We start from the raw sequence: 24,792 nt of genomic DNA on the forward strand, positions 1-24,792 counted from the left end.
TTTCCTGCCAGTTGGATAGGATGCCTCAGCCCAACTTCGAGCGGTGATACACCATTATTTTAATTGTTCTTCCGTTATAAAAGTGAGTCGATAAATCCGGCGAGGTCTCCCTTTATACGTTACTTTTTCTTCGCCAATGATCTCTACAAGTTCGGCATCCATCCATTTTAACAGGATACGATGAGCGCTTCTAATCGTAATTTTGAGGGTAGATGCTAATTCCTGTGCAGTATAATCGATGATTCCGTACCGGGCAACACGAGCCATTAGCTTTGTCATATAGGATGCAGACATGCCAGCTTTTTCAGCTCGTTCTAATAGTTTAGCGTCTGTAATAGCTAAATCATACCGCTCGTATTGTGTGTGGGTAGTAATATCAACTGGTCCTAGAACACTCTTATCTTCCCTAACAATATAACATACATCACCACCCAGTTCCTTGGATTGACGTAATGCTAATCGTGCATGGCTGCCTGCTTCAGCAGCTGTACTTCCAAAGCCAACACCAATACTTAGCGTTATGCCAATGGCATTATTTGTATCCTGAAGTAAGGGGATGAACTTATACCCTCTGGTTTCTCGTTCAAATATGCCACGCGTCGTGATAAATGAATATTCTTCGCCACCGAGATTGATTAGATGGCCATCAAGCTGTTTTATGTAATCAAGGAGAATTTGTTGAATGTTTAATTTTAGTAATTGTACATCGTGTTCCGATGTATATTTTTCTGTAACTCTCTTAAAATTGTCCACATTTATTAACCCAAAAACAATTTGCGATTCTTTGTTTCGACGGGTTTTTGTTGCAAGTAAAGCACGTTCTAAGGAAACAATCATGTCCTGTTGTGTAGGTGTTACCCATTCGTTAGGTATATTCATTTCTGATAATCTAACAGAAACTTCCTGTATACCTGTAAGTGCAATAGAGCCATCAGAATTATAGTTATCAATGTGGAAGTTTATAATGTCTTCAATCAATTTTGGTTTCGAGTGGTTAGGAATTATTTTAAGTTTATAGTCTTCTTCTCCTAACTCAGCGAGGATTTTTATGACATACTTTTCTTCAATGGTATCAACTGATAAACGTGTTAAACCGTAGCGGTTTTTAATAAGGAATAATGACCTATACAGTCCGGTACCCATCAATGGGACATGATGAACAGGGATTGAAAAATCTATTGACTGCTTGGCAAGATTGTATAAATGATACTCTGTAAAAACTAATACATCAACACCATCCATTAGCTTTATTGCTAAATCTGTAATAGCGGTGTCAGGTTCAATAACACCAAAGACGGGTTTGAAGTTTGGAAAGGATTTTAACGTTTCTTTGGTCTGGTCTATGAGAGACTTTGATCCAATAATGCCAATATTAATTTCAGAGCTATCATGAACACGTTTATTACTTTGCATATAGACATCTCCCTTAAAAATCTTTTATTTAAGCTGAATTCAATGGCGAATACCTTAAATACAAACAGACAATTGAATAGACATGTCTTTTAATAGTTAATGTATCTATAATACTTTTAAGAATCAAATTTGTCAAAATTCAACTCTAGTTTAATTTTTAGAGCGTTTCTAATAAAGACACATTCAAGACTTGTCTTTTAATAAGGTTATTCATAGACTAATAAATATATTGTAAAAAATTTCAATCGAAAGAAAAAAACATAATTTAAAAAGGAGTAGTTTTATGAAAACAATCTCGGAGCTAGAAAAGTTAATGACTGAACCATCGGAGGAGTTAATTAAAGACCTTTCAAAATTGGAAGGTGATATTATGATATTAGGTGTTGGCGGTAAAATGGGCCCGACAATGGCAAAATTAACGAAAAGGGCTATAGATGAAGGCGGTTTAAATAAAAAAGTAATTGGGGTATCAAGATTTTCTTCTGGTTCATTAAAAAAAGAACTAGAAGAATTCGGTATCGAAACAATTGCAGCTGATTTGTTAGATGAGTCCGACCTTCAATCACTCCCAACTGTCAAAAATGTTATTTATATGGTTGGCAATAAGTTTGGTACGGTTGGAAATGAATATTTCACCTGGGCAATGAATGCATATTTACCAGGTACGCTTGCAGAAAAGTTTGCTGCCTCGAGTATGGTAGTGTTTTCAACTGGGAATGTATATCCATTCGTAAATGTATTAAGCAGTAGCTGCTCTGAAGAAACACCTGTTAATCCAGTTGGGGAATACGCACAATCCTGTTTAGGAAGAGAACGTGTACTAACCTATTTTTCACATAAAAATAAAACACCGATGCTGCTATTCAGATTAAATTATGCGATTGATCTCCGATATGGGGTGTTACTAGAAATCGCCAAACAAGTGTATCACGGACAGTCCATTGATCTTGAAATGGGAAATGTCAATGTCATTTGGCAGGGTGATGCAAACGAATACGCTATACGTGCATTGTTACATACGGAAACACCACCCAAAATATTAAATGTAACTGGTCCGGAAACAGTATCAGTTCGCTGGCTTGCAGAGGAATTTGCTAAGCGTTTTAATAAAGTTGCAAACTTTTATAATGAGGAAAATCCTACTGCATTATTAAACAATGCCTCTCAAGCACATAAGTTATTTGGATATCCAACAGTAACAATACAGCAAATGATTGACATGACAGCAGATTGGTTGATGAATGATGGTTTTACATATGACAAACCAACTCACTTCCAAGAGCGGCAAGGGGCATTTTAAATGTTAAAAGAATCCGTAAAAATCAATCTACATGAAGGCGCATTTATACCAGCTCATCCATTAGCTTTAACAAAAGAAAGAGAGCTTGATGAACAAAGCCAGCGAGCACTTACCCGCTATTATATTGATGCGGGAGTAGGGGGCTTGGCAGTTGGCGTACACACAACCCAGTTTGAGATTCGTGACCCTGCATTCGATTTATTTGAAAGAGTGTTAAAACTTGCGATGGAGGAAATGAAAATGGCCCAGGTACCAAATTCATTTATTAAAATTGCTGGAATTTGCGGACCTTTACATCAAGCAGTTAAAGAAGCGGAATTTGCTAAAAAAATTGGCTATGATCTTGGATTAGTAAGTATGGGAGGATTACAGTCTCTGACTGAGGATGAATTGCTTGAAAGAACAAAAAAAGTAGCTGAGATCATCCCAGTCATCGGATTTTACCTTCAACCCGCTGTAGGAGGGAGAGTTCTTTCATATGACTTCTGGAAAAAATTTGCGGATATTCCTAATGTGCATGCGATTAAGATTGCACCGTTTAATCGCTACCTTTCACTTGATGTGGTAAGGGCAGTATGCAATTCACAAAGAAATGCAGAGATTGCATTATACACCGGAAATGACGACAATATCGTGAATGACCTGCTAACTGTCTACCACGTAAATGTTGATGGCAAAAAAGTAGAAAAGAGGATTGTCGGAGGTTTACTGGGACACTGGTCAGTATGGACAAAAAAAGCAGTAGAAATATTTAATGAAATAAAAAAAGTGCAGCATCATAACCATATCCCAAGTGAGTTTTTAACATTAGCACAAGAGATTACCGATATAAATGCTGCCTTCTTTGATGCTAAAAATAATTTTAAAGGAAGTATTGCAGGGATTAATGAAGTGTTAGCCAGACAAGGTTTGCTTCAAGGAAGATGGTGCTTACTGGAAGAGGAAGATCTTGGACCTAATCAAGGGGAAGAAATAAATCGTGTATATGCAGCATACCCGCATTTACATGATGATGAATTCGTGGAAGAGAATCTTTCAAAGTGGTTCAGCTAAATAGATAATGACTGAAAAAATTTTTCTGGAAGGAGTAATAGAATAATGCGAAAAATTATTGCAAATAACAAACAAGTTGAAATAATTGAGGATGAATTACCGGCAGTAAAACCTTCTTACTTATTAATAAAGACAATGTACTCGATTATTTCACCTGGTACTGAATTAACAATTATTGAAAATAGTACCGATAGGCCAATTACATTAGGCTATAGTGCAATGGGAGTAGTCGAGGAGTGTGGTAGTGATATTACCGATGTAGAGGTCGGTGATTTAGTTGCTGTTTATGGTGCTCCTTATGTGCAGCATTCGGATTATTTATTAGTTCCGAAAACCCTGTATGCAAGGATTCCTTCGAATGTTAAACCGAAAGAAGCGGCGCTTGCTGGTATTGGTGCGATTGCTATTCATGCACTGCGGATTGCAAATCTTCAATTTGGTGAGACAGTTTCTATTGTAGGGTTAGGATTACTCGGACAAATGATTGCAAAAATTGCAGATGCTTCTGCTTATAATGTTATAGCTTATGACATTCATGAAGAACGGGCATCAATGCTACAGGAAGAAACGAATATAAAGTCATTTTCTACTCTTAACGGCATGAAAAATGCTATAAAAAGTGATACCAGCGGGTATGGGGCAGATGCTGTACTTCTATGCGCTGGTGGAAAGAAATCACCCTTAACAGGACAAAGTCTTGAATGGATAAGAAATAAAGGAAAAGTTGTTATCGTCGGTGACATTGAACCAGATTTTCCGAGAAGCCTGATGTTTAGCAAAGAAGCGCAAATTCTTATTTCCCGAGCAGGAGGTCCAGGCAGATACGATAAGAATTATGAGGCAGAAGCCAATGATTATCCATATGGATTTGTTCGCTGGACAGAAGGGAGAAATATAGCAGAATATATTAGACTAGTAAGCGAAAAAAGAATTAATGTAAGCCCTTTTATAAAGGAAGAGGTAAACTTCAGCGATGTATCTACCGCGTTTGATGAGCTAGTAAATAAAAAATCAACCATGTTAACAAAGGTAATGAATTTCTCAAAATAAAGTGCTAGGGATCGAAAATTTAAATGTAGAATATGTATCTAATATGAAGGGTTACAGGTTCCGACTGAATATACTTTTAAAAAAAGTCTAGTTTTATTATTGGCGATTCCTTAGTTTACAGTATTTATGATTCATCAGAAATCAGTATTTACTAATTTATCAAAAGAGGGAGCTAATTATATGTTGAAAGTTGGAGTAATAGGAGTAGGATCGATATCAGAATTTCATATTAAGCCTTATCTTGAAAGCGAGCAAGTGGAATTAGTTGCTTTATGTGATAGCAATCAAAACCGTCTGAACGAAAAAGGGAAATTGTATGGAGTAACCCAGTTGTACAGTGACTACCAGCAGCTATTGCAGAATGATGAAATTAACGCTGTCAGTATTTGTACATGGAATAACACGCACGCAATAATTGCTATCGCAGCGCTGGAAGCTGGCAAACATGTATTGGTAGAAAAGCCGTTAAGCATGACAACTGAGGAAGCTTTAGCAATCGAAGCGGCAGTTAAGAAATCTGGTAAGGTATTACAGGTTGGTTTTGTAAGACGGCATGGTGATAATGTTAAGCTATTAAAAACGTTTATAGATAATAATCAATTAGGTGAAATTTATTATGCTAAAGCCTCATGTTTAAGAAGACTTGGTAACCCTGGAGGCTGGTTTAGTGATAGCTCTAAATCTGGTGGTGGCCCATTAATCGACTTAGGCGTTCATATGATAGATATCTGCTGGTACATGATGGGAAAACCTCGCCCAATATCAGTCAGTGGCAATACCTATTCAAAATTAGGGAATCGGAGTAACATTCAGAATCTATCATTCTACAAGGCAGCTGATTATGATCCGACATTGAATGACGTAGAAGATTTAACAAATGCATTAATCCGTTTTGAAAATGGAGCATCTCTTTTTGTAGATGTTAGCTTTACTTTACAAGCTCAAAAAGACGAATTAAATGTTAAGTTATACGGGGATAAGGGCGGAGCTGAAATTGAACCAGAGTTAGCACTGGTTACAGAGAAAAATAATACCATTCTAAATGTTACACCACAGGTGGATACACTCACATTCGATGTCCATAAAGCCTTTGTGAATGAGATTAATCATTTTGTTTCGTGCTGTAAAGATGGGAAAGAAACAATCGCGCCTGTTGCAGATGGAGTTCAGGTCATGAAAATGCTCAACGCAGTTTATGAATCAGCAAAAAGTGGGAAAGAGACTTATCTGTAGATGGAAGTTCACTAGTAATCGTTGGCGGAGGTTTTCGTGGTTGTGCGGGAGCACTAGCCATCTGTGAAAGTGGACTGAATGTGCTGTTGACAGAAGAGATTAACTGGCTAGGCGGTCAGGTGACATCACAAGAAGTCCCTCCGCGGGTTTGAACTTGAATGGCTTGATGAATTTTATGAAGAATAATGTGAGGAGTCTTTATGGAAGCGGCAGGCGACTTTACTATCCTTAAGAAAACTAAAACTTTGAATGCTCAAAATAATGTAACTATACACAAGGAGGTTAATAATGAATATTAGTGTCAGCATGTACAGTTTAATTTCAACCGTCAATGCAGAAAAGTGGTCAACGGTCGATTTTATCGATTATGCCCATCGCATTTCACTGGATGGCGTCGAACTGCTCGATATGTTTTGGCAGAATAAAGATGATATTAGTAAGGAGCTTGAGCAAGTGACAATGGCACTAAAAAAACATAATTTAAAAGTTTCCGCCTATGATGTTACGAATAATTTTGTCAAAGAATCAAATGAAGATCGTGCAAAAGAAGTCAATAAAGTAAAAGATGCTATTCAGATAGCTAAACAGTTAAATACAAATATACTCCGTGTATTTTGCGGCGACATACATGATGACTTAACATATGAGGATGGTCAAGGCTGGATTGTTGATAGTTTGAAGCAATGTGCTGAAGCTGCTGAAAAAGAGCAGATTTATTTAGCAATTGAAAATCATGGTCTGTTAGCTGGAAAGAGTGAGCAGGTTGAGGAAATTATTGAGAAAGTAAACAGCCCATTTGTGAAATCCACGTTTGATACAGGCAACTTTTTACTAGTACATGAGAAACCTCAACAGGCATTTGACCGATTAAAAGATAAAATTGTCCATGTCCACTTTAAGGACTTCCGAGAAAAAGAAGCTGACGAAGATATTAAAGGATTCCATTCTACAAAAGATGTCGAGTTAATTGGTACCATTCCAGGAGATGGGGAGGTAGATTTATCGTACATTGTTCAAGGTTTAAAAGAAATAAATTATGAAGGATGGCTTTCCATTGAATATGAAGGTAAGGATGATGCTAAGGAAGCTAATGAAGAAGCGGTCAATCGTCTAAGGAACTTACTTCAGTAGGAGGGAGAAGAATGGGGAATATTGTATTTGCAAGGTTAGATAAAATTGATTATCAGGCAACTGTACGAACCATTGTAGATTCCGTAGAACAACTGGCAGAACCTAATGAAACGGCATTATTCCCTTTAAGTAAAACTAAACTGGATGCTGTTTTAAATGAAAATAATAATATATTTATTCCGGCGACCTTACTCCTGGAAAATGCCGCAAAGGAGGTAAATGTATATTTTGATTTGGAAAATTACCACTTTTTTCAAAAAATAAAAGAGGTTATTGAAAAGGAAAATAAACCAAAAGGTGTTTTTCGGTTAAGAAGAATCATGGGTAATGATGATAATAAGAAGCTGATTGCTACTGATTTATATGTTCTTTCCCTGTCACTAGGTGAACCACTGGATGTACAAGTTAAACAAACAAATCAAACGGTTTCTCCTTATCATGTAATAGTCACTGTCGATTTTGGAGGTGGAGCAATGGCACATATGGAGTATACATTTTCTGATCAGGATGAACGAATTGAACTTGAGTGGAGTGGGATAAAAACAATCCTGGAATTCGATAGTGAAACGATGAATTCATTAGAGTCGTCATTAACTTATTCAGTAGATGCCATTATTGATAATGCTCATAAAGTGGATCAGAGTTTAATCAAAAGATTGACCAACTATGAGCAGCTCGTAGATGGAGGTGCTCATTAATGAAAATTGGAATAATGAGTTTCGCGCATATGCATGCATATAGTTATGCCGATGGATTAAAGAAAATGCCTAATGTTGAATTAGTTGGCATTTTTGATGATGATTCAGAAAGAGGCAAAAAAGCAGCCGAAAAGTATCATACAAAGCATTTTATTGATCAGAAATCCTTTCTCGCTATGGATATGGATGCTGTCATTATATGCAGTGAAAACTTTCGCCATAAAGAAATGGTCTTAAATGCTGCAAAAGCTAAAAAGCATATTTTATGCGAAAAACCGATCGCCACAACAGTAGAAGATGCGCAAGAAATGATCAATGTTTGTGACGAAAATAAGGTCATTTTACAAACAGCATTTCCGGTAAGATTCAGCTCACCAATGCGTCAGCTGAAAAAAATGATTGATGATGGTGAACTTGGTGACATTGTTGCTTTTCGTACAACGAACAGAGGCCAAAATCCTGGGGGCTGGTTTATCGATAAACAGCAATCTGGTGGAGGTGCTGTATTAGATCATACAGTACATATGGTTGACATAATGCGCTGGTATTTAGGAAAGGAAATTACCGAAGTACATGCGATTGTAGACTCTTATTTTCATGATATCGCTATTGATGATGCAGGGTTGCTCACATTGAAATTTGAAAATGGTGTGGTCGCCTCTCATGATGCCAGCTGGTCCCGGTTTAAAGAATATCCAATCTGGGGAGATGCAACAATTGAAGTCGTTGGCACAAAGCAGACGGTAAAGGCTGATGCATTTAAAGAGCATTTTAGAATATTTACAAGTAGGTCTAAATCGTTAAGTTATGTTTTTTTTGGGAATGATATGGATTTTGACCTCATACGGGATTTTGTTAAATGTGTAGAAGAGAAAAGAGAACCATCTATTTCTGGATGGGATGGTTTAAAGGCATTGGAAGTAGCTTTAGCAGCGTATGAGTCCAGTGAAAAGAAAGCTGCAGTAAATCTATAAACAGTACGGGCACCTGTATAAGGTGTCCACTTTTATAAGAGGGAGGTGTCAAGCGAGGTGTACACGATAGGAATTGACATCGGAGGTACCAAGATTAAATTTGGCATGTTTGATGGAGTTAGTAAACTAGTAAAAGAAGATCAAATAAGCACCCCTAAGGAAGCAATTGTAGAAAAATTGATTGCTGCAATAAAAGAAATGATTCAGGACCAGGAGATTCATGGTATTGGAGTTGCTTCAGCTGGTATAGTTGATTTTCAAAATGGTGTGGTTAGAAGTTGTCCTAATTTGGATGCTTTAGCAAATATACCAATACAGGATATGCTGGAAGATGCTTTTCATGTTCCCGTTGTGATAAGTAATGATGCGAATTGTGCTACCATGGCAGAGGGAACTGCAGGAGTTGCTAAAACTGTCAGCAGTTACATATGTATCACATTGGGAACAGGAATTGGTGGTGGAATCGTCCATAATAATGAGCTGGTCCATGGAAATAGTGGGTACGGCGGTGAGGTTGGTCATATGATACTTGTGCCGAATGGAATAATTTGTGGATGTGGACGCAAAGGCTGCTGGGAGGCATATGCTTCTGGCAAAGCACTGGAAAGAATGATATCAGAGGCCCCTGAATTGGCTTCAAAAAATTATCAACCAAAAGATGTATTTCAAAACTATACTTTCGACACATCCTGTAAATGTGTTGTTGATCAATATTTAGAATACCTGTCAATTGGACTTATAAATCTGCAATATTTATTTGATCCGGAAATGATTGTTATCGGTGGCGGTGTGATTGATTCCAGCAAGTATTGGTGGAGCGAATTGGAAGGGAAAATGGCAGCAGCATCTGTTCCGATAGTATTACAACAGGCACATCTGAAAAATAATGCGAGCATGATTGGAGCTAGTTTGCTAGTCAAACAAGATAAGTGAGGGATTGATATGTATTATTTAAAAGGTGATGTTATTACGGATGAACGTATTATAAAGGATTGTTTTGTTGAAATAACAGAAGGTAAAATAACCTGGGTTGGAAACCAGAAGAAAAACAATCATGGTGCCATATATGAAGTCAATGATGGTTTTATCTGTCCAGGATTAACAGATATTCACATACATGGTGTAAATGGATTTGATTTTATGGACAATCAGGAAGCATTTTTTGAAATTGCAAAAAGTCTGCCAAGTTATGGGGTAACTTCTTTTCTGGCAACCTCCAGAACAGGTGCAATTAACGATGTGAAAAAGTTTCTTGAGGGTGCCCAATCATATCAGGATAATTCGGCTATTGGTGCTAACTGTCTTGGAGTTCATTTAGAAGGGCCTTGGATAAGTCCGAAGTATAGCGGAGCCCAAAGCAAGTCTCATATACGGAAGCTAACCTGGGATGATGTTAGCAATATTTTACATTCTTTTTTAGATATTATTTCTGTTATTACATTGGCCCCTGAGGAAGTGGAAGATTACGCAATACTAAATCATTTAAGAGCCAACGACATCCATATTTCAGCTGGACATACGAACGCAACAATTGAGGAGATAGGAATAGCGATAGAGTATGGCTTGACCCAAATAACTCATACATTCAACGCGATGAGTACTGTACACCATCGAACACCTGGAACTGCTGCAGCTTCTTTGTATTATGATAACGTAACATGCGAAATTATTACAGATGGGGTGCATATACATCCCAAGATGATTGAGCTTTTATATAAGGTGAAGAACAGTGAACGAATGGTCCTTATATCTGATTGTACGGGATATAATGAGTTAACAGATGGAGAATATTTTTTCCGGGAAAAGAACCTCATTAAAACCGGCAATAAAGTAACCTTGGATAACGGTCAGTTAGCTGGAAGTACAATTACACTGGATAAAGGAATTAAGTATATAGTGGAAGAGTGCAATATTCCATTGGAAAAGGCTGTTTACATGGCAACACAGGCACCACTTAATGCAATAGATCATGGGGGAAATAGAGGGAGGATTGCCGCAGGTTACAAAGCCGACATTATGATTCTAAACGACAAGTTAACTGTTGATCAAACGATTATTAATGGGGAAATAGTATACTGTTGCACTTCCACTGGAAAGAAATAAATACAAAGATTTCAGTGCATGATAGTCGACAAGAGTTACTTCATCTGAAGAGACTCAATGTGACAAAGAACGTACATTGAGTCTCTTCTTATTGCCCGAGGATGAGCAATGCGCCCAGAATTTTGTTCTTATTCTCAGCTATTTATGTCCCATCCTGTGTTAAAAGAGCTTTTTTAGGACAGCCACTTTACGTCCATTGAGCACCCCATAATTTCATTTCTTTTAGGATTTTATGTAAAGCATGCCCTTTTTTAGTTAATGAATATTCAACCGTTACAGGTACAGTTGGATACGCCTTTCTGATAACGATTTCATTTCCTTCTAAATGACGTAACGTATCTGTTAATGCTTTTGGACTAATGTTATGAATCGCTTTTTGTAATTCTCCAAATCGTTTCGTTCCTTCAAATAATTCTCGTAACACTAGAAATGACCATTTTCCCCCGATAATATTAAGTGCTTTTTCAATGGAACATTCCATGTTTTGTTCTACTACATTTTCCACTTAATTCCCTCCCCTACACTGATGATAGTTACTATAAATTTTATATTACATAACCTATTTATTATTATATCAAAAATAATTCAGTACTTTAAATGGATAGCTTTACTATTTATACTTAAAATACAAGGTTATTAATTTACTTAATAATCAATAGAATGAATTAGGAGGATAATGAATGAAAAAAGTTGTTTCCATGCGATTAGGAAACGTCATTTCACCTGAAATGTACGATAACTTCCTTGGGTTCATCCATGATCCAGAACAACGCAAGCGAATCCTTTGGAGCTATATTGATACAAGAGACGCTGCTAGTGCATTTCGTTTAGCTGTTGAAACAGATGGATTAGGGGCAGTTCCATTAAACATTGCTGCTGATGAAACGAGCATGGATATTAAAAGTAAAGAATTAATGACAAAGGTATTTCCAAATGTAACAGATATTCGTGAAGAACTTGATGGCTTTGTAAGTCTATTAAACAATAAAAAAGCGAAAGAACTACTAAACTGGCAACCTATTCATTCATGGAGAAGCTATGTTCAAGTAGAATCACTTAACACATAAGAAAAGCACAAGCGCTTTAGTCACCCTAGGGCAATAAGTCTAGCCTCTATTTTGCCACAAAGAGATTGTCTTAAGGTCTCGAGGAGATAAGTGCTGGAGCTAGACAGCGAAGCGTAAATTTTTCTTATCTTAAAATAAAAGGAGGATATAAATGAAAAAAATTGGCTTTATCGGTTTAGGTACAATGGGCCTTCCAATGGCAGGGCATTTATTAAACAACGGCTATGAAGTTATTGTGTATAATCGTACGAGAAATAAAGCCGACTCCCTTGAAAAGGAAGGAGCAATCATTACATCCTCACCTAAAGAGGTTGCTGAAAAAAGCGATATCGTTTTCACTATGCTAACTGCGGATCAGGCTGTTGAAGAAGTTATTTTAGGCGAAACAGGCATTATTAAAGGAGCACATGCCGGCTTAATTGTTGTTGATAGCAGTACAATATCACCGAATACAAGTAAAAAAGTAGCAGCTATCCTTTTAAATGAGGGCATTGAAATGTTAGATGCACCTGTTACAGGTAGTGAACCTCAAGCCATTGAAGGTATATTAACTTTTATGGTTGGAGGAAAGAAAGAAGTTTATGAAAAATGTGAGCCTCTATTTTATGTGATGGGAAAACAAGCATATTATATGGGGGACAATGGAGCAGGTTCCTATACGAAATTAGCTAATAATACAATGGGAGCTATTAATCTATTATCCTTTTCAGAAGCCATCACGATGGCAGCAAAATCTGGGATTGACCCTGAGCTATTTATAAAAGTCGTCAGTGGCGGTGGTGCTAGAAGCGGGATGATGGATAATAAAGGCCCGAAAGTATTAAATAGAGATTTTTCTCCTCATTTTATGACTGATCTTATTTATAAAGATCTAGGATTAGCAGCTGATGTTGCAAAAGAACTTGAACTACCTACCCCTGTCTTATCATTAGTAAAAGAAATGTTTCAAATGGCAAGAGCAAAAGGATTTGGGGAAGAAGATATGAGCGCAATAATAAAATGTTATGAAGAATTAGCAGGAATCGAAGTGAAAAAGAAGTAAACTTCTCTAGGATCAAAATTTTTGATAATAAACTAAAAATCATGACAGGAGTGTCTCAGAATGAAATATCGTCGTTTAGGTAATAGTGGGTTGAAAGTTAGTGAAATTGGACTTGGTAGCTGGCTAACTTATGGAGAAACGATAGGGAACCAAAATGCCATTGATTGTATTCACCGGGCATATGAGCTTGGTATTAATTTTTTCGATACCGCAAACGCATACAATCGTGGCGAATCTGAAAAAGTGGTTGGTGAAGCCCTTAAATCTTTTTCTAGAGAAAGCTATGTGCTTGCAACAAAAGTATTTTTTCCTATGGGAGAGGGCCCGAATGATCGAGGTCTTTCAAGAAAGCACATCATTGAACAATGCGATGCGAGCTTAAAACGATTAGGTGTAGATTATCTTGATCTTTATCAATGTCATCGATTTGATGAAGAAACACCAACAGAAGAAACGTTACGTGCATTAGATGATTTAGTTCAGCAAGGAAAAATCTTATATTACGGTGTTAGTGAATGGACTGCAGCACAGATTACGGATGCTGTACACATAACAAAAGAAAAAAATCTACGACCACTCGTTTCAAATCAACCAATTTATAACATGCTTGTACGCTATATCGAAAAAGAAGTTTTACCTGTTTCTGAAAAAGCAGGGATTGGACAAATTGTCTTTTCACCTTTAGCTCAAGGAATTCTTACAGGTAAATATAAACCAGGTCAAGAAATCCCTTCCGACACTCGTGCAGCAAATGAAAACATCAATCGTTGGATTAAAAGCTATTTAAATGATGATGTTTTACAACGAGTTGCCCGTTTGGAAGGAATTGCAAGTGATTTAGGTATTAAATTATCCCAATTGGCCGTTGCCTGGATCTTAAGACAACCTGGAGTTAGCTCTGCAATTGTTGGAGCAAGCCGCCCTGAACAGGTAACTGAAAATGTGAAAGCCTCTGAAGTTGAGCTTTCTAATGATGTATTAACTGAAATTGAATCGATTTTAAAAGAAATTGATGGATTTGTACCTATTTGGTAATAGGACGAACTGGCATTGGGACAGGGATGATCTCCCTGTCTTAAAATAAACTATTATACGAGGAGTGGAGAATCAATGGAATATCGTTATCTAGGGAAAACGGGTTTACGAGTAAGTGAGCTTTGTCTTGGTACGATGACATTAGGTCGTGAAACGAGTGAAAAAGATAGTTTTAGCATTTTAGATCGTTATGTGGAAGAAGGCGGGAATTTTATTGATACAGCAGATGTCTATTCACGTGGGGGTTCTGAAGAAATCGTCGGTAAGTGGTTAAAGAACCAAAATCGTGATGACTATGTTGTTGCAACAAAGGTTCGTTTCCCTATGGGTGAAGGACCGAATGATATTGGTCTGAGCAGAAAACATATTATCTCTGGTGTTAAAGAAAGCCTACGCCGACTTGGTACCGATTATATTGATCTTTATCAGGTTCACGCATGGGATCCTCGAACACCGTTAGAAGAAACGTTAAGCACGTTAAATGATCTTGTTCGTGAAGGCCTTGTACGTTACATTGGAGCAAGTAACTTTAAAGGCTGGCAACTTCAAAAAGCAATAGACTTAAGTAAACAAAAAGGTTGGGAACAGTTTGTTTGTCTACAACCTCAATACAATTTGCTATGTCGCGCTACCGAATACGAATTAATTGATGTTTGTGAAAATGAAGGGTTAGGCGTCATCCCATGGAGCCCACTTCGCGGAGGGTGGTTAAGCGGGAAGTTCACACGTGACATGGTTAAGCCACCAGAAAATTCTCGTATATCAGTTGCTGAAGAAAAAGGTTATAGCGAGACATGGGATAAGTACAATAACAATTTTACATGGAATTTGTTAGATACGTTATACAGTGTTGCAGAAGAAGCGGGTAAGACTCCAGCTCAGACGGCAATCAACTGGCTTCTAAACAGCCGTGGTGTTACGGCCCCAATTATCGGTGCACGTACAATGGAGCAGCTTGAAGCTAACTTAGGTTCTGCTGGCTGGTCTTTAACCAAAGATCAACTAGATCGCTTAAATAAAGCGAGTGAATTGTTTGTAAGCTATCCTTATGATATCGATGCAATAAATCAGCGGACAAAAGGTAGAGAGTAAAGAGACAACTAAATGCAATGGGATTATTAGGGCACACTTACGGTGTTATCAATTAATATATAGCATTTTCGTTTCAGTATCTGTATTACTCTAACGAGTTTTATACGCGGTATCCCTTATACAGTAGAAGATTCCACTAAAATAGATGGAGCAAGTAGGTTTAAAATGTTTTGGAAAAATAATCAACTTTTATTAAGGATTCCATTTCATAGATGGTATATGAAATCTGGGCTATTCCGATTCAAGGTGTAACCTTAGTTGTCTACATATGAGGAAACTAACGAAATAGAGAAACACTATTTCCTATCGACTAAAAAGCACGAGTCAAAATCGTGTTCCTCAGGAGTGTCGGTTCGAACCCGACCACCGGTATTTGTTAATAGCGATATGAAGCGATTTCCAGACGTTTTGGAAGTCGCTTTTTTACGTTCATAAGCACGTTTTAGTCGTGCGAACTGATAATGGAAGTCAAAGCACGTCCTATTGTTCGAAATATCAGTCCGAAAGGGGTTTTTCGAATGGGAACGATTTGAATGAACACAAAAATCGAAACAACGTCAATTCGTTATTATTCGGCATTTTTGGAAATATTTTGAAATAGGGGAAATTGTTTATTTCGTACCCCTCGATAATAATTGTATTTGTTTTAATTGTCGTAAGAAAATTGATGAAATAACAGAAAAAAGGAAGTTATTATCATGAACGAAACATTTGAAATTATTGCGGAACAATTGGCGGAAGCAAGATACCTTCTTGAATTCTTCCAACGTACAGGTAATAGTGAAGATATGACGTTTTGAAGCCACCACCGAATTAGCTACTTCGTTAGGATTCAACCTTGACGAATTGAACGAACGGGCGAAGGAAATCGAAATTGAACCGATTTCTATTCTCGGATAAATAATAAGACTTGTGGCGTAAGGGGGGGATTCCGCGCTTTACGTCGTTTTTATGATTTGATACAGTAGTATTGTTGATATTTTCCAAAATTGGGGGTAAATAAAATTGAATAAAAAGAAAATAACGGGAATTTTGGCGGTTGTTCTTGCCGCTTCTGCTATAGGTTTCGTTCCTGTCTTGTCGCAAGGTAACGGAAATGATGAGGTGGAAGCGGAAGCAAAAGAAACGAAGGAAGCTCCGAAGGTTGAAAACGTCGAAAAAGAAGAAAAGTCGGAATCAATCAAAATAACAAAAGTATCATTAAAAAACGAAGAACTAGCGAAATTCTTTGCGGAACAATCCGATAGTTTTTTGGAACAATCAGCCGACCCAAGATTGAAAGAAACGAATTATGACGAAGGATTCAATTACTACTTGAGAGCGGAGGAATATACTGAGGATTTGCGAGAATTCATAAAGAAATACGATTTGGAATTACAGGAAGAAAGCGAAGTTCTCATTGACGATTTTGAAAACCTTGGAAAAATGAGAGCCGTTATTGGTCATCTTCAATTTGTAAGGACGTCCCACCTTGGAAGACAAGGGCAAGCAAAAGAAGATATTGAACGTTTCGACAAATGGGAAGAAACTGACGGTGACATGAAGAAGGCTTACGAATATATGGAACAAATAATTCACGACCTTGATGTTGCGTTGAACCATGATGGCGAAGGTGATACGTATGGTGTTACACATACACTGAACGGCAACAAAGCGTCTGAAATTGATAACTCTTTTCGGTAGAGGATAGACGAAGAATTCGAAAAGATTGCGGCCATAAAATAAACGATTCAATTAGGCGATTCCGGGGTCGTCTCTTTGTGTTATTATCGATATAATTGACGTATAATCTTGTTGAACGGAAGGGAATGCCGCCATTGTCAAAGGTAAAAACATATTCGAAAGATAGGGCGTTGAATCAATCTATCAATGCACACAAACGGATAATTAACGGGCGAATTCCGAAGACCTTGCTTCGTTTGGATATAAAGCGGAAGCACCTATTGACCGAATCTATTTGCACAATTAATTTACGGTCATATCGTCATTAGATTTCAACTTCGAAGAATCGACTAATCCCGAAAGTGAATCACGTAAATATTTTGATGACCTTATGAGCGGGTAAGTTACTTGTTAAGGCGTCTTTTTTATTGCCTAAAAACGTGCGATCATACGGAAATAAGGCTCTATATTAAATGTGGTGGTGCTTCCTGGAGTGAAGGTGGTTGGAAGATAAGCAAAATATCCACTCATACTCCCTCTTAATTTACTCTATAGGCGAAAAAAGCCCCGCATTGGATGAGATAAAGAGAAAATTTTAAAATAAACGAAGAAATTGCTGAGTCCAATAAATAAGCAAATGACAATTATGAGTTTAAAAGGAAGTAATATTTATCCTAATTTACCTTCCTTACAATATATAACTTATATAGTCTATTTTTCAAAAAATTACAATTCTATGTTGACTTTACATTTACCATAGTATATGATTTTATACTAAGTTAGTTCGATCGATAAACAATGAATAATTAGTTCTTCACTTCTTAATCTGGTACCTCACTTCTATGTAAAGAAGTGCTTAATTTTTTGTTGAATGATAGCGTTTACAAATTATCTGATATCTAAATGAAGGGAGATGCCTATGGTATGTGTAGAATGAATTAAGAGCATGAATACAGTAATTAATACTTTTTGGAATTTTAAAATATTGGATAGGTGGTGTAAGCGAAGTGAATATGAAACCTAGTGTATTAAGAATGATAATGTATTGTATTCTTGCTTCTATTCTTTTTGGTTGTTCTTCATCATCTTCATCTAAGCAAAAAGAGGAATTGACGATTTGGACATTTACAGAAGAAGCTAGATATGCAGTAGAAAAATTTGAAGAACGTTATCCGGAGATCGATGTGAATTTATTATTTATTAACAACGATAACTATTTGCAAAAGCTCATCTCTGTTTTACAAGTGGAAAAAAATGTTCCGGATGTTTTCTTTGTGGAACGAACCTATTGGCCTCAGATCAGAGACATTCCAAGACTAGAAAATCTGTCTCAGAACCCCTACAATGCAGAAGAAATTTTAGAACAACAATTTGAATATATTCAAGCTGAAGAAAGAGACGACGATGGAATCGTAAGAGGTCTAGGCTATCAAGGAACGCCAGGTGGCTTTTATTATCGTCGGGATTTAACCAAGGAATATTTAGGTACTGATGATCCAGAAGAGGTAGGTGAGTTGATATCTAGTTGGGATAAAATTATGGATATTGGTGAAAGAGTGGTAGAAGAAAGTAACGGAGAGATACATGCCTTGTCTAGTTGGAGCGCGATTAATAATGTAGAAAGTTCTAATATTGAGGAACCTTGGATTGTAGATGAAAAGTTAACCATTGATGAAGCCAGAATTAATACTTTAGATTTAGCTAAGGAAGCTAGAGAACGTCAGGTAGAAGCAAAATTTGAATCTTGGGGTCCTGCTTGGACAGCTTCCATGCAGCAAGGAACCGTTATGTTTTATCCAGAACCTACATGGGGACTTCCACACATATTTAAAAATAATGCTCCGGAAACAGCTGGAAATTGGGGATTAGCTCATGGACCGAAACCCTTTAGCGGTGGAGGGACTTTCCTTGCAATGTATAAAGAAAGTCAAAAAAAAGATCTGGCATGGAAGTTTATGAAATTCTACACAACGGATGAGGAGTTTTTAAAAGAATTGGCAGAAAGTCAGCAATATTTTTTGAGTAATAAAAATATTAATCAAGAATTAGCGCCAACGTTAACTTCTGAGTTTCTAGGCAATCAAAAATATTTTGATTTTTTTGTAGAAGCTGGAGAACAGGTCTCCTCTGCACCACAAACAAAATACGATAATGATATCAATAGTATTTGGGAAGAAAAAGTAAACGATTTTCTTAATGGTAGGTTCAAATCTAAAGAAACAATGCTTGAATCATTTAAAACAGAAGTTGGCCATCATTTCCCAGAAATTCAAGTGGATTAATAGTTTGAAATCATCCCTAAAAAGGAGGCAATTTAATGTTTTCAAAGTCTATACGAAAAGATCATTATGGATATTTGTTTATTGCTCCATTTTTTCTTATATTTTTTATATTTGGTCTATATCCCATTGTGTATTCCTTGTATTTAAGCTTTACTGATTGGGATGGATTTGGCCAGCCAGTTCTTGTAGGATTTCAAAATTATCAAAGAATTATAGGAGATTTTTTCTTTTACAAATCTTTATTTAATACTTTATTAATATGGGGAGCATCCGTTATCCCTCAGTTGACAATTAGTTTAATATTAGCAGTGATATTACATGAAAAATTTGTTAAGGGGAAAAGCTTTTTTAGAGCAGTATTTTTCTTTCCAAACATTGTTACAGCAGCATCCTTAGGACTCCTGGTAGGATTAATCTTCAGCTGGCAAACAGGTAGTTTTAATCAATTTCTTATGAGTATAGGCATCATTAGTGATCCAATAAATTGGGCTGATAAACCAAACTTTATGAGAGGATTGGTGTCTTCCATCCTTTTTTGGCAGTACTTCGGTTATTCTATGATTATCTATATAGCAGGCCTTCAAGGTATATCAAAGGATATATTAGAAGCAGCTGAGATCGATGGCGCTTCCAAAGTGAAAGTATTTTTTAATATTACATTGCCTTTACTTCGTCCCATTATCCTTTTTCAAGTTGTTACCTCTATAATAGGAGGAATGCAGATTTTTGATCAACCCTACACGTTGACAGATGGATCAGGTAACCCAGACAATGCTACATTAACAAGTGTTATGTATTTATATGATACCGCTTTCACTCGTTATCAGTATGGTTATGGTTCTGCGATTGCGTTTGGTTTATTTATTGTGATTGTTATATTTTCTATCATTTCCTTTACGACGATGAATCTTAAAACGAAACAAGGAAAGGCTTAAAGGGGGGTATTTCTTATGTTACAAACAAGTGTTGATAATGTACGTGAAAAAGCAGTAAAGGCAAAGAACAAGAAACTAAGCCATCTATTTGTTCATCTGTTTCTTATTCTTCTAGCTATCATTTGTATTGTGCCTTTCTACATTATGATTATTTATGGAACACACACGAATGCAGATATTGCATCGGAATTTATTTTTCTTCCGGGACAAGCGCTTTTAGAAAATTATCAGTCCATGAGGGAAAACATGAATATCTGGAGAGGTTTCTTAAATAGTCTTATTATTGCAGGCTGTTCGACGGCTCTTACCCTTTATTTTGGGGCATTAAATGCTTATGGTTTCGCTAAATACAAATTTAAAGGCAATAAATTATTGTTCTGGTTTGTATTGGCAACCATGATGGTTCCACAGCAATTAGGTTTGGTTGGTACTTTTCGTATTATGTATATTCTAAACCTTCTTGACACATATGCAGCCTTGATATTACCAGCTGCCGCCAATGCTTTTGCTGTCTTTTTTGTGAAACAGTTTATAGATGGTACGATTCCAGATGAAATTATAGAGTCAGCTAGAGTAGATGGAGCTAGTGAATTCAAAACGTTTAACAAAATTATCCTTCCGATGTTAGCACCTGCTTTGGCTGCACTAGGAATATTTGCATTTATCGGGTCATGGAATAATTTTATTGGACCTTTAGTTTTGTTATTTACTAATGATAAATATCCCTTACCACTGCTTGTTCAGTTACTTCAGGGATACTATGGAACAAATTATGGTGTTCAGTATCTCGGGGTTGCATTATCGGTTCTGCCAATCATTATCGTCTTTGCAATATTCTCAAAACGCATCATAGGCAGTGTGGCAATTGGAGCAGTGAAAGGGTAAGAAGAATTCTAATACAAGAAGGGTGACTACAATATGCAATTAAATGGATTGACAGGAATCATCTACAAAACTGGTGTATGGACAATCAGACTTTTCTATACAAATCTATTATGGATCGTTTTCACCCTTCTAGGATTAGGTGTTTTTGGGCTTATGCCCGCTACAGTGAGTCTCTTTGCCGTATTGCGTCAATGGATTATAAAAAAGGAAGATTTTCCGATATTTAAAAACTTTCTATACTATTATCGGAAGGAATTTATCAAGTCGAATTTGTTTGGTCTATTGTTTTTAGTTGTTGGATTTATTATCAGGGTAGACATTATATTCTTAAAAGAATCATCAACTCTTTTCCTTCAGATTCTTTCAGGGGTAATGTTGTGTATAGGATTACTATTTTTCATCATACTTCTTTATTTCTTTCCGGTTTATGTACATTTTGATATTTCTTTTACTCAACACTTAAAGTATGCCTTAATTATAGGTGTTTCACAGGTTTCATCAACTATCATAATGGTACTAGGCCTTGCATTAGTCTTTTGTTTATATTGGTATATTTCTGGGCTTATTCCTTTGTTTTTTATGAGTCTATTTAGTTTAAACCTGATGTGGTTTGGATATAGGTCATTTGTGAAAATTGAGTATGAGCAGCAACAGGTGTAATTTATTTTTGTTCTCATCATTTTAACTTGTCACTAAAAAATATTCTCGTATGTTCCTAGTTTTTTACTTGTTTTTATATAAAGTGAATTGAAATGATAGAATATTAGTTTTTAAATAATATTTTTAGAGGGAAAATTATTCTTAGTAGTGTCCTGGTATTTAAGTTAACTCGGTTTACCAGGAGTTTTAGTCTTTTCTCATTGAAGAAGACCCCTTCTACAGGAAGGGACAAGTTAAAGAAAAAAGCAACTAAGAAAGCTGCTTTTAGATGACCTATCATTGAAGGTTAGGATTTTCTTTTTTTGCTTCTTTTACTTTAGGTTTTCGATATCCACCAGCAATATCTGCTTTTTAAAATTCTTTTGCATAAATGACTTCCTGAGCGGCTGATGGTTCGTTCCCATTTCCTCCTATAGGTTGATACTGTGCTTTTTTGGACATAGTGCTCATCCTTTCTAATGGAATTGGGTTATATATATTTACCCTTTATATCCAAGTGATAAACAACGTGTCTGAATATTCTCTGGTCATGTTTTAGAACAACAAGTCGACAGCCCTTTCTTTTAGGATAGTGGTCATCCCTATTCTAATGTTAATTTTTATGATAAGGATACTATCTCGATATATATTTTTTTATAAATCACGTAAAAAGGTTTATAACAACAATTAATAATTCCACAGCCTTCTCAATTGCTTTATATATGTTACCTTAAAATGTCCCATAGTCATATCTAGTACAATATATTGGCACTTCCTTCGGGAATGACGGTTGAAACAACGAAGGAAATATGTGAATAGTAAGCAGTATACATATAGAATGACTGTTTGTTGCACTTGTCTACTTTAATTTGTGTCCCAGTTAATCTAAAAAAGATTTTAGGACATGCACTGTTCGATATTTTGTTCAAAATATGTTTGTTGTATTGAATCTATTAAAAATTGGGAGGGGGTGTATAAATAGTTTGTTGTTAAATGATCAATATTATTAAAGCGTTTATATTGAAGAAGGGAGTTCTATGAAAAATGTTAAAGAAAATATTAGTTGTGAGTTTCCCAGTTTGCTTTATGGTGTTGTTAAACTTACCTTCAGTCTTCGCAGCAGAAGAAACGACAGAAACCATTTTACCGTTTATTCTCAAAAATGAAAATTTTGCCTTTCACGAGCGTACTGATGCCCTCGTTATTGATGCAGGCAAAGAGGTAGATGGCTCATCACTTGCTATATCTGATTTCGATGTACATGTGATCACAACAAGAAAAGTCGATCCGAATTATGTGGGGTATGAAGGTCCTCGAGAGGTGATTGATGTTTATACCAGTGACGTGAATGATTCTGGTTATCCTTCCGATACTGGAAGATATATCATTGTTGATTTTCCTGACGTTGGGTGGGATGACGGTGGAGCCACGATCGAAGACGGCTATACATTTGATTCAGAGTACACGATAACTTATAAGGGTGACGAAATGGCCTTTGTGAATGGATCCTCAATGGTGCCTGAGGGATTTACTCAGAATGGTGTTGTCAGTCCCGTCCTTGACAAATATCAATATGCAAACTATGACGGACTTGATTATAGTTATTTTTATAATGAGGATGCTGATGAGCCCCTGCCTCTAGTAGTTTTCTTTCACGGTGGTGGACAGGGGAACGATATCTATACCCCTATCAGATTTAGTAACGGCGGCACCGTTTGGGCCAACCCTGAAAATCAGGCCGAGTATCCCAGTCATGTACTGGCCCCTCGTAATGCTACAACGCCAGAAAACATGCATAAAGTCAAGGGAATCATCGATGACATGATAGCTGAGGGCAAAGTAGATCCTAACCGAGTCTATATTACTGGATTCTCAATGGGCGGAGGCTCCACATGGACCTTCCTGAAAACTTTCCCTGACTTCGCTGCAGCGGCTGCACCTCTTTGTCCAGCCAGTGGACCTGATGATGTGGAAGATGCCAGAGCAGTAGCATATTTGCCTATTTGGTCTTTTGTAGATGAAGGGGATTTTCTGTATGATGCTGTTGTTGAAATTGACAGGACTTACGGACCATATATGAACGATTCCTTGTTGACCATACTGCCGGAAAATAGGTTGGATGAACCACCATATAATGGCCACGTGTTTGATGGGCATGCAGTATGGCTTCCGGTCTATAATGAGTATGTCCACCCTGAGCGTGGCATGCTTATCGATTGGTTATTTTCGAAAAGTAAAATTAGATATATATCTGTTGTAGAAGTTAATACTGTGTCTGGGGTTGCTCCAACTTTACCTGAAACAGTATCTGTAAATGTCAATTACAGCTCTACAGGGGTTGTATCAGAAGAACGAGCAGTAATCTGGGAAGAGATTGACCCACTTAACTATGGTTACGATGGACCAGGAGTCTTTGAGGTAGAGGGAGTGATAGAGGGTTCTGTTGAAAAGGTCATAGCGACTGTAACTGTTGAATACAGAAACCGAATTGCTGATCTTAAAGAAACTGTTGCAGGTCTGGATATTGTGCATGGAAATAAGAATGCTCTGATGGTAAAGCTGAATAAGGCAGAAGATTTCCTGTCTGATACAAGACATGACAAATCTGCACAAGCAGTCAAACAATTTAACGCCTTTATCCTGCAGGTCAATAACTTTGTGAAACCGGGTAAACTGACTGAAGAACAGGCGATAGAGATGATTAAAGCAGCGGAAGAATCAATTAGGAATATTACAGATTAAAATAACATAACGGGTAGTTGAAAAGCCAGTATAGAATTTAAATTTCTTTGTTACAGCAATACCATGATGGATGCTAACATATGAAAAAACGTAGGAAAAGTTACTGGTTCTTTGGGTTACTAAAATGGACCGCATAAATTCAAAAGATTTTTGCGGTCTATTTTATTTAACACGGTACTAAACGTCTGTAATATATTCATAACAACTCGATTAAAATAAGGAAGCTAAGTAGGGCTAAGCAGACGCTAACATCCTTCGTTAATGATCAGTGGGTGTAAAAAACTGATTATTGTCACACTTTATAACAAAATACTGCCTTTAATATTAACTTTCAACCTCCTAATCCTCAACACCTTTATTCTCCTAACCTATTATAGTATAATTCCATCTTACATGTTAAAAAATAGGGTGGCCATGATTTTCGTTTTTGGAATCAATGGATAGAACCATCGATGA

At 36.7% G+C, this 24,792-nt stretch carries 22 protein-coding genes; 20 read left to right on the forward strand and 2 right to left on the reverse strand.

Going from position 1 to position 24,792, the window contains the following annotated elements:
- Positions 1-54: 54 nt before the first annotated feature.
- Positions 55-1,413: a GGDEF domain-containing protein gene (locus GI584_RS05275; RefSeq protein ID WP_153790492.1), complete on the reverse strand. Its 1,359-nt coding sequence runs from the start codon at positions 1,411-1,413 to the stop codon at positions 55-57.
- Positions 1,414-1,696: 283 nt separating this feature from the next.
- Here GI584_RS05275 and GI584_RS05280 point away from each other — a divergent pair, with 283 nt between their 5' ends.
- The 10 genes from GI584_RS05280 to nagA all read left to right on the forward strand — a co-directional run bounded on the left by GI584_RS05280 (position 1,697) and on the right by nagA (position 10,955).
- Complete coding sequence (locus GI584_RS05280; RefSeq protein WP_153790493.1) at positions 1,697-2,713, forward strand: NAD-dependent epimerase/dehydratase family protein; 1,017 nt, start codon at positions 1,697-1,699, stop codon at positions 2,711-2,713.
- Positions 2,714-3,766, forward strand: coding sequence for a dihydrodipicolinate synthase family protein (locus GI584_RS05285; protein ID WP_153790494.1), 1,053 nt, complete (start codon positions 2,714-2,716; stop codon positions 3,764-3,766).
- Between the two features lie 45 nt (positions 3,767-3,811).
- A complete protein-coding gene (locus GI584_RS05290) occupies positions 3,812-4,816 on the forward strand; it encodes a zinc-dependent alcohol dehydrogenase (protein WP_153790495.1) in 1,005 nt (334 codons plus the stop codon).
- A gap of 180 nt (positions 4,817-4,996) precedes the next feature.
- Positions 4,997-6,049 (forward strand): Gfo/Idh/MocA family protein, encoded by a 1,053-nt coding sequence (locus GI584_RS05295; protein ID WP_153790496.1) that lies wholly within the window; start codon positions 4,997-4,999, stop codon positions 6,047-6,049.
- Positions 6,050-6,066: 17 nt separating this feature from the next.
- Positions 6,067-6,201 carry an FAD-dependent oxidoreductase gene (locus GI584_RS05300; protein WP_228552404.1) on the forward strand — a complete coding sequence of 45 codons (135 nt, stop codon included), beginning with the start codon at positions 6,067-6,069 and terminating at the stop codon, positions 6,199-6,201.
- A 136-nt stretch (positions 6,202-6,337) separates the two neighbouring features.
- Positions 6,338-7,180, forward strand: coding sequence for a sugar phosphate isomerase/epimerase family protein (locus tag GI584_RS05305; protein WP_153790497.1), 843 nt, complete (start codon positions 6,338-6,340; stop codon positions 7,178-7,180).
- Between the two features lie 11 nt (positions 7,181-7,191).
- Positions 7,192-7,878 (forward strand): hypothetical protein, encoded by a 687-nt coding sequence (locus tag GI584_RS05310; protein ID WP_153790498.1) that lies wholly within the window; start codon positions 7,192-7,194, stop codon positions 7,876-7,878.
- Positions 7,878-8,852 carry a Gfo/Idh/MocA family protein gene (locus GI584_RS05315; RefSeq protein WP_153790499.1) on the forward strand — a complete coding sequence of 325 codons (975 nt, stop codon included), beginning with the start codon at positions 7,878-7,880 and terminating at the stop codon, positions 8,850-8,852. The genes GI584_RS05310 and GI584_RS05315 overlap by 1 nt, the downstream gene beginning before the upstream one ends.
- A gap of 57 nt (positions 8,853-8,909) precedes the next feature.
- Positions 8,910-9,785 (forward strand): ROK family protein, encoded by an 876-nt coding sequence (locus GI584_RS05320; RefSeq protein WP_153790500.1) that lies wholly within the window; start codon positions 8,910-8,912, stop codon positions 9,783-9,785.
- A 9-nt stretch (positions 9,786-9,794) separates the two neighbouring features.
- Positions 9,795-10,955, forward strand: a complete 1,161-nt coding sequence (gene nagA / locus GI584_RS05325; RefSeq protein WP_153790501.1) for an N-acetylglucosamine-6-phosphate deacetylase — start codon at positions 9,795-9,797, stop codon at positions 10,953-10,955.
- A gap of 187 nt (positions 10,956-11,142) precedes the next feature.
- Here nagA and GI584_RS05330 read toward each other — a convergent pair whose 3' ends face one another.
- On the reverse strand, positions 11,143-11,436 hold the full coding sequence (locus GI584_RS05330) for a winged helix-turn-helix transcriptional regulator (protein ID WP_153792919.1): 294 nt from the start codon (positions 11,434-11,436) through the stop codon (positions 11,143-11,145).
- A gap of 199 nt (positions 11,437-11,635) precedes the next feature.
- Between GI584_RS05330 and GI584_RS05335 the strand changes: the two genes are divergently transcribed.
- From GI584_RS05335 to GI584_RS05380, 10 genes are all read left to right on the forward strand, one after another.
- On the forward strand, positions 11,636-12,022 hold the full coding sequence (locus GI584_RS05335) for an NAD-dependent epimerase/dehydratase family protein (protein WP_407647396.1): 387 nt from the start codon (positions 11,636-11,638) through the stop codon (positions 12,020-12,022).
- Positions 12,023-12,173: 151 nt separating this feature from the next.
- The gene (locus GI584_RS05340) at positions 12,174-13,064 is read left to right on the forward strand and encodes an NAD(P)-dependent oxidoreductase (protein WP_153790502.1); all 891 of its coding nucleotides are present in this window, start codon (positions 12,174-12,176) and stop codon (positions 13,062-13,064) included.
- Positions 13,065-13,124: 60 nt separating this feature from the next.
- Positions 13,125-14,099 (forward strand): aldo/keto reductase family protein, encoded by a 975-nt coding sequence (locus GI584_RS05345; protein WP_153790503.1) that lies wholly within the window; start codon positions 13,125-13,127, stop codon positions 14,097-14,099.
- A 75-nt stretch (positions 14,100-14,174) separates the two neighbouring features.
- A complete protein-coding gene (locus GI584_RS05350; RefSeq protein WP_153790504.1) occupies positions 14,175-15,191 on the forward strand; it encodes an aldo/keto reductase in 1,017 nt (338 codons plus the stop codon).
- 1,005 nt (positions 15,192-16,196) lie between these two features.
- Positions 16,197-16,874 carry a hypothetical protein gene (locus tag GI584_RS05355; protein ID WP_153790505.1) on the forward strand — a complete coding sequence of 226 codons (678 nt, stop codon included), beginning with the start codon at positions 16,197-16,199 and terminating at the stop codon, positions 16,872-16,874.
- Between the two features lie 992 nt (positions 16,875-17,866).
- The gene (locus tag GI584_RS05360; RefSeq protein ID WP_153792920.1) at positions 17,867-19,135 is read left to right on the forward strand and encodes an ABC transporter substrate-binding protein; all 1,269 of its coding nucleotides are present in this window, start codon (positions 17,867-17,869) and stop codon (positions 19,133-19,135) included.
- A 35-nt stretch (positions 19,136-19,170) separates the two neighbouring features.
- Positions 19,171-20,070: a carbohydrate ABC transporter permease gene (locus GI584_RS05365; RefSeq protein ID WP_153790506.1), complete on the forward strand. Its 900-nt coding sequence runs from the start codon at positions 19,171-19,173 to the stop codon at positions 20,068-20,070.
- 15 nt (positions 20,071-20,085) lie between these two features.
- The gene (locus GI584_RS05370) at positions 20,086-20,955 is read left to right on the forward strand and encodes a carbohydrate ABC transporter permease (protein ID WP_153790507.1); all 870 of its coding nucleotides are present in this window, start codon (positions 20,086-20,088) and stop codon (positions 20,953-20,955) included.
- A gap of 33 nt (positions 20,956-20,988) precedes the next feature.
- Entirely contained in the window at positions 20,989-21,615 is a 627-nt protein-coding gene (locus GI584_RS05375) for a YesL family protein (protein ID WP_153790508.1), read from the forward strand.
- 1,068 nt (positions 21,616-22,683) lie between these two features.
- Positions 22,684-24,336 carry an Ig-like domain-containing protein gene (locus GI584_RS05380; protein ID WP_194842123.1) on the forward strand — a complete coding sequence of 551 codons (1,653 nt, stop codon included), beginning with the start codon at positions 22,684-22,686 and terminating at the stop codon, positions 24,334-24,336.
- Positions 24,337-24,792: the final 456 nt, after the last annotated feature.

It is taken from the genome of Gracilibacillus salitolerans, from assembly GCF_009650095.1.
GTDB classification, from domain to species: domain Bacteria; phylum Bacillota; class Bacilli; order Bacillales; family Amphibacillaceae; genus Gracilibacillus; species Gracilibacillus salitolerans.